Origin of the sequence: Streptococcus sp. 20925_1_77, assembly GCF_041432125.1 — a bacterium.
Classification (GTDB): domain Bacteria; phylum Bacillota; class Bacilli; order Lactobacillales; family Streptococcaceae; genus Streptococcus.
The window spans coordinates 88,264-105,786 of sequence record NZ_JAPVZB010000002.1; the positions used below are offsets into that span (position 1 = coordinate 88,264).

At 42.5% G+C, this 17,523-nt stretch carries 11 protein-coding genes; all 11 read left to right on the plus strand.

The window, feature by feature from the left end; translation table 11 throughout:
• Position 1: 1 nt before the first annotated feature.
• The 11 genes from O3626_RS01765 (at position 2) to O3626_RS01815 (ending at position 17,455) form a co-directional block, all read left to right on the plus strand.
• A complete protein-coding gene (locus O3626_RS01765; protein WP_371494888.1) occupies positions 2–439 on the plus strand; it encodes a hypothetical protein in 438 nt (145 codons plus the stop codon).
• A gap of 57 nt (positions 440–496) precedes the next feature.
• Positions 497–1,579, plus strand: a complete 1,083-nt coding sequence (locus O3626_RS01770) for a hypothetical protein (RefSeq protein WP_371494890.1) — start codon at positions 497–499, stop codon at positions 1,577–1,579.
• Between the two features lie 139 nt (positions 1,580–1,718).
• On the plus strand, positions 1,719–2,093 hold the full coding sequence (locus O3626_RS01775) for a DUF1149 family protein (protein WP_155171936.1): 375 nt from the start codon (positions 1,719–1,721) through the stop codon (positions 2,091–2,093).
• A 3-nt stretch (positions 2,094–2,096) separates the two neighbouring features.
• On the plus strand, positions 2,097–2,945 hold the full coding sequence (locus O3626_RS01780) for a DegV family protein (protein ID WP_049496229.1): 849 nt from the start codon (positions 2,097–2,099) through the stop codon (positions 2,943–2,945).
• Positions 2,946–2,955: 10 nt separating this feature from the next.
• Positions 2,956–3,723, plus strand: coding sequence for a 4-hydroxy-tetrahydrodipicolinate reductase (dapB, locus tag O3626_RS01785; protein WP_150906162.1), 768 nt, complete (start codon positions 2,956–2,958; stop codon positions 3,721–3,723).
• On the plus strand, positions 3,720–4,931 hold the full coding sequence (locus O3626_RS01790) for a CCA tRNA nucleotidyltransferase (RefSeq protein WP_371494893.1): 1,212 nt from the start codon (positions 3,720–3,722) through the stop codon (positions 4,929–4,931). Before dapB ends, O3626_RS01790 begins: the two co-directional genes overlap by 4 nt.
• Positions 4,928–6,796, plus strand: a complete 1,869-nt coding sequence (locus tag O3626_RS01795; protein ID WP_371494895.1) for an ABC-F family ATP-binding cassette domain-containing protein — start codon at positions 4,928–4,930, stop codon at positions 6,794–6,796. Before O3626_RS01790 ends, O3626_RS01795 begins: the two co-directional genes overlap by 4 nt.
• A gap of 9 nt (positions 6,797–6,805) precedes the next feature.
• Positions 6,806–7,324 carry a hypothetical protein gene (locus O3626_RS01800; RefSeq protein ID WP_371494897.1) on the plus strand — a complete coding sequence of 173 codons (519 nt, stop codon included), beginning with the start codon at positions 6,806–6,808 and terminating at the stop codon, positions 7,322–7,324.
• Between the two features lie 85 nt (positions 7,325–7,409).
• On the plus strand, positions 7,410–8,369 hold the full coding sequence (locus tag O3626_RS01805; protein ID WP_021153285.1) for an ROK family glucokinase: 960 nt from the start codon (positions 7,410–7,412) through the stop codon (positions 8,367–8,369).
• A gap of 78 nt (positions 8,370–8,447) precedes the next feature.
• Entirely contained in the window at positions 8,448–9,287 is an 840-nt protein-coding gene (locus O3626_RS01810; protein ID WP_045759489.1) for a thymidylate synthase, read from the plus strand.
• A gap of 203 nt (positions 9,288–9,490) precedes the next feature.
• Positions 9,491–17,455 carry a CshA/CshB family fibrillar adhesin-related protein gene (locus O3626_RS01815; RefSeq protein ID WP_371494900.1) on the plus strand — a complete coding sequence of 2,655 codons (7,965 nt, stop codon included), beginning with the start codon at positions 9,491–9,493 and terminating at the stop codon, positions 17,453–17,455.
• Positions 17,456–17,523 lie beyond the last annotated feature (68 nt).

Genomic DNA, 17,523 nt, shown 5'->3' on the forward strand with positions numbered 1-17,523 from the left:
AATGAGAAAAAAGAAGAAAGTTCTCATTTTGGGAATAACAGTAATTGCCATATCAGGACTAGCAATCATCAGTTCTCAATATCCAAACTTATTTTCTACTAATAGCCATACAACAAAGAAATTCAGTCGTAAGGAACAACAGTTAGAAGATGTAAAGAAGCACAGGAAGGAAATCGAAGATTTTGTAAAATCGTTAAATCCTAAAGTTGAATCTGTCCAGATTGCTTGGGATGAAACGAAATGGGATGAGATAGGAAATGGTACGCCACAAGGAGGTGGCGAAATTGTTATGGTCTATGGAGGATTTAATCATATCCAAAATTCAAGTTGGAGTGTTTTGGTCTATTTAAAGGACGGTAAAAACGGCGAGAAAGATTTAATCGAAGGAATTGGTAGCGGTAGTCCACTTCGTGTAGAAGGAAAACTTTTTGACGAGTAGCCTTCTAAAAATTTTTAGCAATTTATTAGATTTATAATAGAGATGGAAAAAAGATAAATGAAAAAGAAAATAATTATTGCTGCTTCGTTAGTTTTAGCAATTGCAGTCGCTGTTTTTGGACTTTTTACCTATCAATACCACCAGAAACAAGAAAAAGCCAAACAGGAACGCGAGAAGTATGAGAATTACGATTACTACACTGGTAAATGGGAAATCGATTCTTATAAATTTTTGGAGGATGGTGAGGGTGTTGCAGTTCATTGGAAGTCACTGACTCCTGAAGAAGATAAACTTTTTAGTAAGTACAATCCTGATGTAAGTGAGAATCGTTTAGGTGTACATGGGGCATCTAATGAACACTATATTATTCGTCAGAATATAAAAAGATTAAAGAATATACCAACAATGTCTTTTCCAAAAGATGATTCTGAAGGTTATTTCAAACTTTCAATCTATAAAATACAAAATCACACCTTAAAAAAAGAAGATCTAGACCTTTATCGTTTTGTAAAAAAATATAATAAGACTTATAAGCCAGCAGAAATTGAAGCGATTGTAGAAAAAGATGGGAAAAATTATCTACCTATCAAATCTTATCTAACTACTGAAGAAAAAACTATTAGTAAATATCTTTGGCTAAATCTAGAGACAATGAAAATTGATTGGGAAGAAACAAAAGTTCAAAGGAATAATCGTCAAGATATTTTTGTTGATTTAGGTAAATTAAAAGATAGAATTTCAGAATCTACGGATAATATTAGTACAACTACTGGTGTTGATATTACAAATCAAAATATGCTATCTTTTAGAATGAATACATTAAAGAATAGTGTACTAAGGACAACAGATCCAAAAGCCTATCAATTATTAAGTAAAAAGGACTCTCAGTTTTATATTCTGATTGATTCCAAACTAGACTATGATACTGTTTACGGAAATGTCCAACAGTTTATTGAGCTGTACCAACTCTTCGTTCCCGCTAATACCAATCTTTATGAAGGAATTACAATTCCGTCAGAATTGAGTAAAGATGAACAGGTTCATCAAGTTAATACCAAAGAAGAATTTGAAGCTTATTATAATGTAGAAAAGGACAATGAGCTAACCAAGCAACGTAAGGTTTTGGTAGAACAGAATTAGTTATCCTCTGTCTAAAGAATGGTCGGTCTTCCCCGGCCTTTTCTTCTTGTACTAGCGAAAAATTCACCTCATTCTACATTGGTATCTTGAGCTGAATTATGATATAATAAGCCTAACGCATATTTTTAGGAGAATAAAAATGGATATTCAACGTGAAAAAGAATTTGTCAGCCAATACCACTATGACGCTCGTAATTTTGAGTGGGAAAAAGAAAATGGCATTCCCGAAACAAAAGTAGATGTAAACTTTCAATTAATCAATCGTGATCAAGAACAAAACACGACTTCTTTGATTGTGATTTTGAGCTACATGATTGTATTTGACGGCTTTGTGATCAGTGGAACCATCACTCAAATTAACCACTTGTTTGGTCGTTATGTCAATGAACCAAGCGAATTCAGCAAAGATGAAGTGGAAGAATTGGCTCGTCCTTGCTTGGATATGCTCAACCGTTTGACTTATGAAGTTACAGAAATTGCCCTTGATTTACCGGGTATTAATTTGGAGTTTTAATCAATGAAATTAGCAGTGATTACGGATTCGTCTGCCTATTTACCGCAGCACCTTCTCCATCACGACGACTTATTTATTTTAGACATTCCGATCTATATCGATGGAGAATCCTATGTGGAAGGGAAGAATCTGACACACGACGAGTTCTATCAAAAGATGGCTGCGTCTAAGGAATTACCAAAGACTAGCCAACCGAGTGTGGCAGCGTTAGAAGAACTCTTATCTGGTTTGACAGCTAAAGGTTATACGCATGCTCTTGGTCTCTTCTTGTCATCAGGCATCTCTGGATTCTACCAAAATATCCAATATTTGAAGGACGAATTTGAAGGCTTGACCGTCGAATTTCCTGACTCAAAAATCACTAGCGCTCCATTAGGAATGATGGTAGAAGATTGCTTGAAATGGGCTGGTGAAGGTCGTTTGTTTGATGAGATTGTGGCCAATGTCCAACACCAGATTGATGGGACCACTGCCTATATTATGGTCGATGATTTGAATCACTTGGTCAAGGGGGGACGCCTGTCAAATGGCGCTGCCATCATTGGCAATCTCTTGAGTATCAAGCCGATCCTTCACTTTAATGACCAAGGTGTCATCGAAGTTTTTGAAAAAGTCCGTACGGAAAAGAAAGCCATAAAACGTTTGGTGGAAATCGTTGATGAAGGACTCACCGGAGGGCATTACCAAGTCTTTATCATCCATGCTAATGTACCTGAAAAAGCCGAAGCGCTTCGTCAGATGTTGGTGGCTGAAGGGGTAGAGGGAGAAATTCCTTTTGCCACCTTTGGAGGCGTGATTGGGACGCACTTAGGTGACCATAGCTTAGCAGTTGGGTATATCCCTATCGTTTAAGGAGAATTCTATGTCAATTAAAGTCATTATCGCAGGTTTCAAGGGAAGAATGGGACAAGCAGCCTACCAGATGGTTTCTGAAGATCCTGAGCTAGAATTAGCTGGCTTGATCGATCCATTCACAGATGAGACTGACGTCGCAGGAGTCCCTGTCTTTAACCGCAAAGAAGATGTCGTGGGTCTTGAAGCAGATGTTTGGGTGGACTTTACCATGCCAAAGGTTGCTTACGAGAATACTCGCTTTGCAATTGAAAATGGCTTTGCTCCTGTTGTAGGGACAACTGGCTTTACGCCTGAGCAGATTCAGGATTTGACAGAGCTTTCGCGTGAAAAGGATTTAGGTGGCTTGATTGCTCCGAACTTTGCTATTGGAGCTGTGCTCTTGATGCAATTTGCAGCGCAAGCTGCCAAGTATTTCCCAAATGTGGAAATCATCGAATTGCACCATGATAAGAAGAAAGATGCACCGAGTGGAACAGCGATTAAGACAGCTGAGCTGATCTCTGAGAAGCGCGAGAAAATCCAGCAAGGTGCAGCAGATGAAGAAGAGTTGATGCCTGGAGCAAGAGGGGCAGATTTTGAAGGGATGCGCATCCATTCGGTTCGATTGCCTGGCCTAGTGGCTCACCAAGAGGTGATTTTTGGTAGCCAAGGTGAAGGCTTGACTCTCCGTCATGATTCCTATGATCGTGTTTCCTTCATGACAGGAGTAAATCTAGGGATTAAAGAAGTTGTCAAGCGTCATGAGCTTGTCTATGGTTTGGAACACTTACTATGAGATTAAAAAAGATGCCTTCTGAGTTTCAGGAGGCTTTACCAATATTAGAGAAGATTAAAGCAGCTGGGTTTGAGGCCTATTTTGTGGGAGGATCTGTCCGAGATGCTCTCTTGGATCGTCCGATTCACGATGTCGATATCGCTTCCTCCTCTTATCCAGAGGAAACCAAGGCGATTTTTGATCGAACAGTAGATATCGGTATCGAACACGGGACCGTCTTGGTTCTTGAAAATGGCCAAGAATATGAAATTACGACCTTCCGGACGGAGGATGTCTATGTCGATTATCGCCGTCCAAGCTCCGTGTCTTTTGTCCGCTCACTAGAAGAAGACCTGAAGCGCCGCGATTTCACCGTCAATGCCTTTGCCTTAAATGAAAAGGGAGAAATTGTCGATCTCTTTCAGGGGTTAGCAGATTTAGAAAACAAGGTTCTTCGGGCGGTTGGGCTTCCTCATGAACGCTTTCATGAAGATGCGCTCCGCATCATGCGAGGCTTTCGTTTTCAAGCCAGTCTTGGCTTTGAATTAGAAGACGCAACCTTTGATGCTATGAAGGAGTGTGCTCCTTTGTTAGAGAAGATCTCTGTTGAGCGCACTTTCATCGAGTTTGATAAGCTCTTACTTTCTCCATACTGGAGACAAGGCTTGGAGGCCATGCTTGCAAGCGAAGCCTTTCACTATCTACCAGAAATGAAGGATCGCAAAGAAGCACTTGAGCGTTTGTTCGACATAGAGCTTGAATTTACCTTTTCAACTTCTGAGCAAGCTTGGGCTGCTCTGGTTTTAGCACTAGACATTCAAGACATTCCAAAATTCTTTAAAAAATGGAAGACCTCAAGAGACTTTGCCAAGACGGTGGAGCAGATCGTGGAGATTCTTAAGCTTAGAGAAAAAGGAAGTCTAGACAAGCGTACATGTTACAAGTATGAAAAGCGCTTGTTGCTACTAGCGGAAGAATTACGTGAGGCTTCTGAATTAAGCGTCGATTACCTAGCGATTGAGCGTGTCTATGATAGCTTGACTATTCATGATAAGCACGAAGTGGTGGTCAATGGTGGCATGCTGATCAAAGAATACGGCTTTCAACCTGGTCCAGCCTTGGGAGAAATTTTGACAAAGATCGAATACGCCATTGTCGATGGGGAGCTGGCCAATGAAAAAGAAGCCATCATTGCCTATATCCAGCAAGCAAAAAAGGAGGAAAAATGAGCGATTTTATTGTCGATAAATTAACCAAATCTGTCGGAGATAAGACCGTCTTTCGTGAGATTTCCTTTATCATTCATGACTTGGATCGGATCGGACTGATCGGGGTCAATGGGACTGGAAAAACCACGCTGTTAGATGTGTTGTCTGGTCGCTCTGGCTTTGATGGAGATGTGAGTCCTTTTTCTGCCAAGAGTGATTATACGATTGGTTACTTGACGCAGGAGCCAGACTTTGATGATCATAAGACAGTTCTTGATACAGTATTGTCCAGTGATTTGCGTGAAATGCAGCTGATTCGTGATTATGAATTCTTGATGGCGGATTACAGAGAAGAGAACCAAGCACGGCTTGAAAAGGTGATGGCGGAGATGGATTCACTCAATGCTTGGGAAATAGAAAGTCAGGTCAAGACAGTCCTTTCAAAACTTGGGATTGAAGACTTGAATGCAAAAGTTGGGGATCTATCTGGAGGCTTGCGTCGACGGGTACAGCTGGCCCAAGTTTTGCTGTCTCACCACGACCTGCTCTTGTTAGATGAGCCGACCAACCACCTAGATATTGATACCATCGAATGGCTGACCAATTTCTTGAAGAACTCTAAGAAAACCGTGCTCTTCATTACCCACGATCGTTATTTCTTAGATAATATTTCAACACGGATCTTTGAGTTGGATCGAGGTAGTTTGATTGAGTATCAAGGCAATTACCAGGATTATGTCTGCTTAAAGGCTGAGCAAGATGAGCGTGATGCAGCCCTTCTTCACAAGAAGCAGCAACTCTATAAGCAGGAGTTGACCTGGATGCGGAGGCAACCCCAGGCGCGTGCGACCAAGCAACAGGCGCGGATCAATCGTTTCCATGATCTTAAACAAGACTTGTCTGGTCAAAGCAACCAGACGGATCTAGAGATGAACTTTGAAACCAGCCGGATCGGAAAGAAAGTTATCGAGTTTAAGAATGTGAGTTTTGCTTTTGAAAATAAGCCGATTTTACAAGACTTTAACCTCTTAGTGCAAAATAAGGATCGCATCGGGATCGTCGGGGATAATGGTGTCGGTAAATCGACCCTACTCAATCTGATCGCCGAGCGACTCCAGCCTCAGTCAGGGCAAGTGATTATTGGGGAAACTGTGCGGGTGGCTTATTTCTCTCAACAGATTGATGGGTTGGATGAAAGCAAGCGCGTGATTAATTTCCTCCAGGAAGTTGCTGAGGAAGTGAAGACGACCGTTGGGACGACATCAATTGCAGATCTCTTGGAGCAATTTCTCTTCCCACGTTCCATGCACGGAACCTTGATCGAAAAACTCTCCGGTGGTGAGAAGAAGCGGCTCTTTCTCTTAAAACTCTTGATTGAAAAACCAAATGTGCTTCTCCTCGATGAGCCGACCAATGACTTGGATATCGCTACCCTGACAGTTTTGGAAAACTTCCTTCAAAACTTTGGAGGTCCCGTTATTACCGTTAGCCACGACCGCTATTTCCTAGACAAGGTTGCAAGTAAGATCCTGGCTTTTGAAAACGGGGGCATTCGGGAGTTCTTTGGCAATTATACGGATTACCTGGATGAAGAAGCTTTTGAAGCAGCTCAAGTAACGGCCAGTCACAAGGTTGAAAAAGAGAAACCTGTCAAGCCAAAAGAAGAGAAGAAGCGCATGAGCTATATGGAAAAGCAAGAGTGGGCGAGTATTGAAGCAGATATCGAAGCCATTGAAAATCGGATCGCAGAGATTGAAGTGGAGATGAATGAAAACGGCTCTGACTTTGGCAAATTGTCAGCCCTTCAAAAGGAATTGGATCAGGAAAATGAGCGATTGCTTGAAAAGTACGATCGCTATGAATACCTGAGCGACTTAGATGAATAAGGAGGCCCTATGAATCAATTGAACCGGATATCCCTTGGGATTTCAGCCACTATTTTTACCATTATCGGTATCGTCTTGTTTATCAATCCGATTGAGCACATCGGCTCATTTAGCTGGTTGATTTCTTGTGGCTTCTTTTTAATTTCCCTTTCGCGTTTTTCACGCTATTACCGATTGCGCCAGGCTGGTATCATTCAGCAGCAACAGCTCTTTCACAGTATGGTTGCCTTAGTGTTCGCGGTTTACTTGCTACTATATGGCTACAAGACCTTACCGATTGTCTTCCCAGTTACCTTAGGGATTTGGCTGATTTATCGCTCCGTTTTAAATTTCCGAAAAGCTAACTTCTATTCCAAGAAGATTGAAGAGCTTTCCAAGCGCTATATTTTCTTTGCCTTGGTGCAACTCTTTATCGGCTTGTTCTTAATTGTCAGTCCGTTATCAATCAGTGTCATTCTCCTGAATATTATTGGTTTGATTTTCCTGCTTCTAGGACTTCAATCCTTCAGTCTCTTGTTAAAAAGTTAAGAAAAATTACGTGCAAACCTTTGCGTTTGATAAAAAGTCTGATATAATAGATCTGTAAGTGTTTACAGGTTGAAAGGAGTAATAGATGTCTAAAAAAATTATTGGGATTGACCTTGGAGGAACTTCCATCAAGTTTGCTATCCTCACTTTAGATGGGGAAGTTCAAGAAAAATGGTCTATTAAAACAAATATTTTGGATGAAGGTAGCCATATCGTCGACGATATGATCGAATCAATCGCGCATCGTTTGAAGATGCTTGAACTTGATGCTTCTGAATTCCAAGGAATCGGAATGGGATCGCCTGGTGTTGTTGACCGTGAAAAAGGTACAGTTATCGGGGCCTACAACTTGAACTGGAAGACCCTTCAACCAGTTAAAGAAAAGATTGAAAGTGCCCTTCATATTCCATTCTTCATTGATAACGATGCCAACGTTGCTGCTTTGGGTGAACGTTGGAAAGGGGCTGGTGAAAACCAACCAGATGTCGTATTCATGACACTTGGTACAGGTGTCGGCGGTGGTATCGTCGCTGAAGGTCGTCTCTTGCATGGTGTACGTGGAGCTGCTGGTGAGCTTGGTCACATCACGGTTGACTTTGATGATCCAATCCAATGTACCTGTGGTAAAAAAGGCTGTCTTGAAACGGTTGCCTCAGCAACTGGTATCGTCAACTTGACTCGTCGTTATGCCGATGAGTACGAAGGGGACTCTCAATTGAAAGTCTTGATCGACAACGGAGAAGAAGTAACGGCTAAAACGGTCTTTGACCTGGCAAAAGAAGGCGATGCTCTTGCTTTGATCGTCTACAAGAACTTCTCACGTTACCTTGGACTTGCTGCAGCCAATATTGGTTCAACCTTGAACCCGTCTAAGATCGTTATCGGTGGTGGGGTATCTGCTGCTGGAGACTTCCTCTTGGATGGTGTGCGCAAGGTCTTTGAAGAAAACTCATTCCCACAAGTACGTGAATCTACTCAATTGGCGCTTGCTACTTTGGGAAATGATGCGGGTGTCATCGGTGCCGCATCTCTAGTATTACAATAAGATTAAAAGGAGATTTGCCTCTCCTTTTTTCTTTATCCTGTGATATAATGAAAGCAATAGTAGATTAAAGGAGGAGATATGACAAAAGCAGATACCATTTTTAAAGAGTATATTCGGAAAATCATGGAAGAAGGTGTTTGGTCTGAACAGGCCCGACCTAAATACAAGGATGGTAGAACGGCCAACTCCAAGTACATCACGGGAGCCTTTATGGAGTTTGATCTCTCAAAAGGCGAGTTTCCTATCACGACCCTTCGTCCCATCGCGATTAAATCAGCCATCAAAGAGATGCTCTGGATCTACCAGGATCAGTCGAATAGCTTAGACCTGTTAGAAGACAAGTACAATGTCCACTACTGGAATGACTGGGAAGTAGGGGATAGTCGTACTATTGGTCAACGCTATGGTGCTGTGGTCAAAAAGCATGACATTACCAATAAAATCCTCAAACAATTAGAAGCCAATCCTTGGAATCGCCGCAACATTATCTCGCTTTGGGATTATGATGCCTTTGAGGAGACCGACGGACTCTTGCCATGTGCATTTCAAACCATGTTTGACGTGCGGCGCGTGGATGGGGAAATCTATCTAGATGCGACCCTGACCCAGCGTTCGAATGATATGTTGGTGGCCCACCATATCAATGCCATGCAATATGTTGCTCTTCAGATGATGATTGCCAAGCATTTTGGCTGGAAGGTCGGAAAGTTCTTTTACTTCATTAATAACCTTCATATTTATGATAATCAATTTGAACAGGCTGAAGAGTTACTCCGTCGGGAGCCTTCAGATTGTCAGCCGCACTTGGTTTTGAATGTACCAGATGGAACCAATTTCTTTGACATCAAACCAGAAGATTTTGAGTTGGTCGATTATGATCCAGTGAAGCCACAGTTGAAGTTTGATCTTGCGATTTAGTGATAAATCAAGGTTTTTTGATGCCCTGATCTATGGGTGAAATCCTTTCAGAATTAAAACAATTTCAGCTAAAAATTTTTACTCATTTTTGAGTCAAAATATTTTGAATATCGTTCGGGTTTTGTTAAAATAGATAAGGTTTGTAAAAACTAAACAATTTTAAAAAGAATGTTAATTTATAGATAAATATGGAGGTCCATTAGATGGGGAAAGACTTATTTAATGATCGTATTAGCAGATTCTCAATTCGTAAACTGAATGTGGGTGTTTGCTCAGTACTTTTAGGAACACTTGTCATGGTTGGGACAGCTGCAAGTGCAGCCGCAGAAGAAAAGACAGATACGACAAGTGAAAGTGTAGCAGCAGTTGCAACAGCGTCAGAAGCGCCTGAAGCGTCAACAGCTACAGCAACTTCAGCAACATCAACAGCTGCAACGACATCGACTTATGATGCAAACGCAGCAATCACTGCACCAGAGACTTCAACTGCTGCAGCAACATCAACAGCACCTGCTTCAACTAGTGAAGCAAGTAGCACAAGCACAGCAGCGTCTGCAGCCTCAACTGCACCGAAAACATCAACTGCTGCAACACCAAAATTAGAAGCAACTACACCAGCAAACAAGGCAGTAGAAGCAGCTGCAACAAGTGCAGATAAAAAAGAAACACCAACTCTTTCAGCTGGACAAGGTGTAACAGCAAACAATACAGTCGTAACGGAAGAGACAGCCAACACTTCTCGCCGTCGTACTCGTCGTGCTCTCGGCGATGCCAATGATCCAAGCTTAATCGGGGATGACGTTGTCGATGCAACTTCAACTCCAAAGGTTGAAAAACCAGGATATACAACAGACCTTGACGCAAAATCTTTGACTAGCCAGATTACATGGTTGGACTTTGGAGATGTAGCCAACTGGACAGGAACCACTACGACATTAGTACCTGCCGCCGAAACTAAACCAACTGAAAACTTACAAGAGAAAATGGCTCTTCAAGTTGGAGCTACCTATACTAAGGAAATCATGCCTGGATATGTGGTGACCATCAAAGTTAAGTCTTTGAAACCCTTCCAAGCAACTGAAATCTATAAGAAGCGACTAGAAAGCCAAGGAGCTACTGACGCAGAAAAAGCAACCTATGATCCAAATGCTCGAAACGGTTTTGTCAATAATTCAAGTTCACCTACTTCTAAGTTACATTTCAATAACGGTGATGAGGCCATGATTACCGCAGAGCCTCAAAATGGTTATACCGAAGTTAAACATGAAGGAATTGATACCAAAGCCAAGAAGACAACCATTGCTTCAGCGATAAATGGTGGAAATATTGGTGTGCAATTTGAAATTTCTGCCACCTTCCGTGGTAAAGTTGTTAAACCGGCTATTGTAATGGCTGATGGAGAGTCTGCCAACCCTGGTGAATTTGTTATGTTCACTACCAACGGACAAGGTTGGCAACATCTTGGAGAATGGAAAAAAGATTATAAAAGAGATAGTGTACCGTACATGATACAAGATACGGATAATCTTTTTGGCCCTAACCCTACTACTACTATTAATGGTAAATCATTCTACGGAATTAACCTTAACCAACTTCGCGGGTCTACTTTAGTTGGCCCAGATAAGAAACCAGTTGCTTGGAAGTATTTTGGAAACCCTGACCAAGTAACTGGTGGTCTTGGGACTGGTGTCTTTGGGCCAAATATTTCTGCAGGCGTTTCCTCTGTTCCCCTTGTTATGACGCGTGGTGCCTCTGAAGTGGGACTTTACATCGCTTCGGGTGGTAAACAGTCTGCTATGCTAGGGTTCTTCCCACTTGATGAAGGGGATGCTCCTGAGTCATATGGTAAAGCAGTCCATACCATTGCAACTGTTGACGGTGTTACTGGAGCTAAAGTAAATCAACCGTATCTTGGTAACGTGAGCCCAGATATGGATGAGAATACGACTCTCGACTGGTTCGGTGATGATAAGGCAACTACGGCCGATGAAGGAATTAACCAATTGCTTCCGGATGAACTCAAAGGGACAACCAATGAGATGATCAAGATGGATCGTACACGCCCAGGTAACTACAAAATGTCAGTTCAAGCCCATTTGGATGGAGCTTCAGAAGCACATATCTATGGTTGGGTAGACTTTAACCAAAATGGTAAATTCGACGAGGATGAACGCTCAAATCTCGCTACAATCACACAAGATGGCACTGTTGAGTTGACCTTTGCAAACAGCAAGACTTACGTCGACCCTAGCGTTAATGAACTAGGTGCTCGTGTCCGGATTGCTAAGAAAGCTACTGAGATTGAAAACCCAACTGGTATGGCCTTCTCAGGGGAAGTAGAAGACTTCAAAACTCAAATCACCCACCCACCAAAAGGGGAATTCAAGGAAACTTCTGGTCCTCAAGCTACTAAACAAACAGCAACTGTAACCTTTACAGCACGTGGAGAGCACAAGTATGAACCTAACTCTAAGGCAGTTATCGACGAGACAGTAGAACCATACATCGTTGACAAAGATGGCAACCGCGCAACTCTTGATGCAGATGGTTACTATGTTGTCCCAGGTCAAGGGAAGTACAAGATTACTGCCAACGGTAAAGATGTAGACGTTGAGTTTATCCCAGAAGATAACTTCCTAGGAACAGCTGATGGTATTTCTATCCGTCGTTCAGATAACAACGGTTACGATACTGGTTGGTCAACCAAATTCCCAGACCAAGAACCAAACATTGATGGTCAGTTGAATACCATGGATGGTCTTTACATCCCAACAGTTACTCCGATTGAAATCGAAGGTGTTGACAAAACTTCAACTGATGTTCAAGGTGCAACTCAAAAAGAAACTCCGACCTTTAACACAACTGCGACTAACTCAAATGGGGACAAGATTGCAATCACTCCAAGCGCAGAATATCCTGCTAAGTTGGTAGACCCAGCTACAGGTCTTACTACGGATGCGTCATCTGTAACAGTTGAAGGCGAAGGAACATACACAATTAATCCTACAACAGGTGAAGTAACCTTCACTCCAGAACCAAGCTTTACTGGTACAGCCAAAGGTGTGGATGTTACATTGTCAGCGCCAGTTGGACGCAATAAAAATGGTAAGGTTCAAGAGGAGTACATTAAGACAGCTACAGCTAAGTACACTCCAACTGTAACTCCAATTACCATCACTCCAACAGACAAAGTTTCTACGGATGTTCAAAACGTTCCTCAAACCCAAACACCAACCTTTGATTTGAGTAGCGACAAGACTGCTGAAATCACAAGCAAGAAATTGGTGGATCCAGCAACTGGTCAACCAACTGATGAAACAACAGTGACAGTAGCAGGTGAAGGTAGCTATACTATCGACCCAACAACTGGAGCAGTAACATTTACGCCAGAAAAAGACTTTGTTGGTACTGCAAAAGGAGTAACTGTTCAGGCAACTGCTACTATTACAAATGCTAATGGTAAGACTGCAACCATTACTTCAGATGCGACCTATACACCAACTGTTGTGCCAGCAGTTCCAACTGCAAACCCTGCAACTTCAAAAGATATCCAAGGTGCAACTCAAACCGGTACACCAACCTTTGCAGGAACAACTGTTCAAGTAAATGGTGAAGATAAAGCTATTACCATTAAAGACAATAGCTACACATTGCTAGATAAAGATGGTAACGAAGTTTCATCGACACCAGCTTATGCCGCTGATGGTACAACTGAAATTGGTACTTACTCAATTGATTCAGCCACTGGTCAAGTAACTTTCACACCGACTGATAAATCATACACTGGTGCAGTCACACCAGCCAAGGTTCAAGCTGAAAGCTCAAACGGAATCAAGGTGGATACAACTTACACACCAGAAATCGTTCCAGTAACCCCAACAGCAACACCAGCTGAAACAACAGATATCCAAGGTGCTACTCAAACAGGTAAACCTGAATTCAAGGGTGGAACTGTAACGGTTGATGGCGTTGAGAAAACAGTAGCGATTAATGAAGCTGTTCCAGCTACTTTCGACGATGGTTCAACTACCAAGACAGTAGGTGGCGTTGGTACTTACACAGTAGCAGCAGACGGTACTGTTACATTTGTACCAGAAAAATCATTCGTCGGAACTGCTCCAGCAGTGACGGTTGTTCGTGAAGATAAGAACGGGACCAAAGCTTCTGCAACTTACACACCAACAGTATTGCCAGTAACACCTGAAGCAACACCAGCTGAAACTACAGATATCCAAGGTGCTACTCAAAAAGGTAAGCCTGAATTCAAGGGTGGAACTGTAACGGTTGATGGCGTTGAGAAAACAGTAGAAATCAATGAAGATGTTCCAGCAACATTTGATGATGGCTCAACTACCAAGACTGTCGACGGCGTTGGTACTTACACAGTAGCAGCAGACGGAACTGTAACCTTTGTCCCTGAGAAATCATTCACAGGTAAAGCACCAGCCGTAACCGTTGTTCGTGAAGATAAGAACGGAACCAAAGCTTCTGCAACCTACACACCAACTGTAACTCCTGTCACACCGACAGCGACACCAGCTGAAACAACTGATATCCAAGGTGCTACACAAACTGGTAAGCCTGTATTTACTGAAGGCGACAGCCGTGTGCCAATGAACGATGATGTTCCAGCAACATTTGATGATGGTTCAACAACTAAGAAAGTTGACGGAGTTGGTACATACACAGTAGCAGCAGACGGAACGGTAACCTTTGTACCTGAGAAATCATTTACTGGAACTGCTCCAGCGGTAACAGTTGTTCGTGAAGACATGAACGGAACAAAAGCTTCCGCGACTTACACACCAACTGTAACTCCAGTAACACCGACAGCTCAACCAGCTGAAACAACTGGTAAGCAAGGTCAAACTCAAACAGGTAAGCCTGAATTTACTGAAGGCAACAGCCGTGTGCCAATGAACGATGACGTTCCAGCAACCTTCGATGATGGCTCAACGACTAAGACAGTTGATGGCGTTGGTACTTACACAGTAGCAGCAGACGGTACTGTAACCTTTGTTCCTGAGAAATCATTCACAGGTAAAGCACCAGCCGTAACGGTTGTTCGTGAAGATAAGAACGGAACCAAAGCTTCTGCAACTTACACACCAACCGTAACTCCAGTAACTCCAACAGCAACACCAGCTGAATCTACTGGACCTCAAGGTTTGGTTCAAACTGGAACTGTAACCTTTACTGAAGGTGATGAAGTAGCTCCAATTAACAAGGATTCGATTACTCTTCTTGATGAAAATGGTCAACCAGCAGCTTCTGTAGTTGCTAAGTCACCAGAAGGTAAAGAAATTGGTACTTTCACAGTTGATAAAGACACAGGTGTTGTGACCTTCACACCAACGGATAAATCATACTCAGGTGATGTTGTCCCAGTTAAGGTTCAAGCAGCTGATACAAATGGAACTACAGTTGAAACAACTTATACACCGAAGATTACTCCGGTTGTTCCAACTTCTGAAGATGCTACATCGACAGATATCCAAGGTCAAACACAATCTGGTAAACCAACCTTCACAGAAGGTAATCCAAATGTTCCAATTGATGAAGATACTCCAGCTACCTTCGAAGATGGTTCAACCACTAAAACAGTAGATGGCGAAGGAACTTACACAGTTTCTCCAGATGGAACTGTAACCTTCGTACCAGAAAAATCATTCACAGGAACTGCTTCAGGCGTAACAGTAAAACGCGTGGATAAGAACGGTACTGAAATCACAGCGAAGTACACACCAACTGTGACACCAGTAACACCAACTGCAACACCAGCTGAATCAACAGATATCCAAGGTGCGACTCAAACTGGTAAACCTGAATTCACTGAAGGCGACAGCCGTGTGCCAATGAACGATGATGTTCCAGCAACATTTGACGATGGCTCAACGACTAAGACTGTAGACGGTGTTGGTACTTACACAGTAGCAGCAGACGGTACTGTTACATTTGTACCAGAAAAATCATTCGTCGGAACTGCACCAGCTGTAACAGTGGTTCGTGAAGATAAGAACGGAACAAAAGCTTCTGCAACTTATACACCAACCGTAACACCAGTAACACCAACTGCAGAAGATACAACATCTACTGACAAACAAGGTCAAACTCAAACAGGTACACCAACCTTCACACCAGGTAATCCAAATGTTCCAATGGATGATGATACACCTGCAACATTTGAAGATGGCTCAACTACGAAGACCGTTCCTGGTGAAGGAACTTACACAGTAGCTCCAGACGGAACTGTAACATTTGTTCCTGAGAAATCATTCACAGGAGAAGGTACAGGCGTAACGGTGAAACGTGTCGATAAGAACGGTACTCCAGTTACAGCTAAGTACACACCAACTGTGACACCAGTAACTCCAACAGCGACTCCAGCTGAATCAGAAGCCCCTCAAGGTGTGGTTCAAACTGGAACTGTGACCTTCACTGAAGGTGACCCAGTTGCACCAATCGACAAGGATACCATTACTCTTCTTGATGAAAATGGTCAACCAGCAGCATCAGTAGATGCGAAATCACCAGCAGGTGATGTGATCGGTACCTTCACCGTTGATAAAGAAACAGGTGTTGTAACCTTCACACCAACAGATAAATCTTACTCAGGTGAAGTCGTTCCAGTTAAGGTTCAAGCTAAAGATGCTAACGGAACAGCTGTAGAAACAACCTACACACCTAAGATTACTCCAGTCGTGCCAACTGCTGAACCTGCAACATCTACAGATATTCAAGGTAAAACACAAACAGGTACACCGACCTTCACTCCTGGTAACCCTGCAATCCCAATGGATGATGATGTGCCAGCAACCTTTGAAGATGGTTCAACTACGAAGACCATTCCAGGTGAAGGAACTTACACAGTTGCTCCAGACGGAACCGTAACCTTTGTACCAGAAAAATCATTCACAGGAACAGGTACAGGCGTAACCGTGAAACGTGTTGATAAGAACGGTACACCAGTTACAGCTAAGTACACACCAACTGTAACACCAGTAACACCAACTGCTGAGCCAGCAACATCTACAGACATCCAAGGTAAGACACAAACAGGCAAACCAACATTCACACCAGGTAACCCAGATGTACCGATGGATGATGATGTGCCAGCAACCTTTGAAGATGGTTCAACAACTAAGACTATTCCAGGTGAAGGAACATACACAGTAGCTCCAGATGGAACAGTTACCTTCGTACCAGAAAAATCATTCACAGGAACAGGAACAGGCGTGACTGTTAAACGTGTTGACAAGAACGGTACACCAGTTACAGCTAAGTACACACCAACTGTAACTCCGGTAACACCAACAGCAGAACCAGCTACAACTATTGGACCAAAAGGTAAAGAACAATCTGGTAAACCAACATTCAAGGAAGGCGATAGCCGTGTTCCAATGAATGATGATGTTCCAGCTACATTTGACGATGGTTCAACAACTAAGACTATTCCAGGAGTTGGTACTTACACAGTAGCACCAGACGGAACAGTAACCTTCAAACCAGAACCTGAATTTACAGGAACTGCACCAGCAGTGACAGTGGTTCGTGAAGATGTGAATGGAACAAAAGCTTCTGCAACTTACACACCGACTGTCCTTCCAATCACTAAATTTGTTGATAAAGAAGGTAAGGAAATCCCAGGATACCCTACAGTTGATGGAGAAGAACCAAAAGTTGAAATTCCAGGTTACCGCTTTGTTGAAACGAAGAAATTGCCTAATGGTGATACAGAACACGTCTATGAAAAAGTTACGACTTCATATGTAGACGAAAATGGGGACCCAATCCCAGGTAACCCAACAGAAGATGGGGAACAACCGAAGAAGGATATCCCAGGTTATGACTTCGTGAAGACTGTTGTAGATAAAGATGGAAACACTCAACATATCTACAAGAAGACTGTGACACCAACTCCAATGCCGGATCCAACTCCGACACCAGAGCCACAGCCACAGCCTACTCCACAACCAAAACCAGAAGAACCAATGATTCCTGTCGTTCCAGAAACGAAAGAAGAAGTGAAGTATATCGATCCACAAAATCCTACTGCACAACTTCCAAACACAGGAACAAAAGAATCTTCTACTGCTGGTCTTGCAATCTTTAGCGCTTTAGCAGGTCTCTCATTATTCGGATTTGCAAAACGCAAAAAAGAAGACTAAGCTAACTTGTGGCTAAGAAAAACCGCGAAAATCTCGCGGTTTTTTCTGTTTGTATTTGAAAAAATATC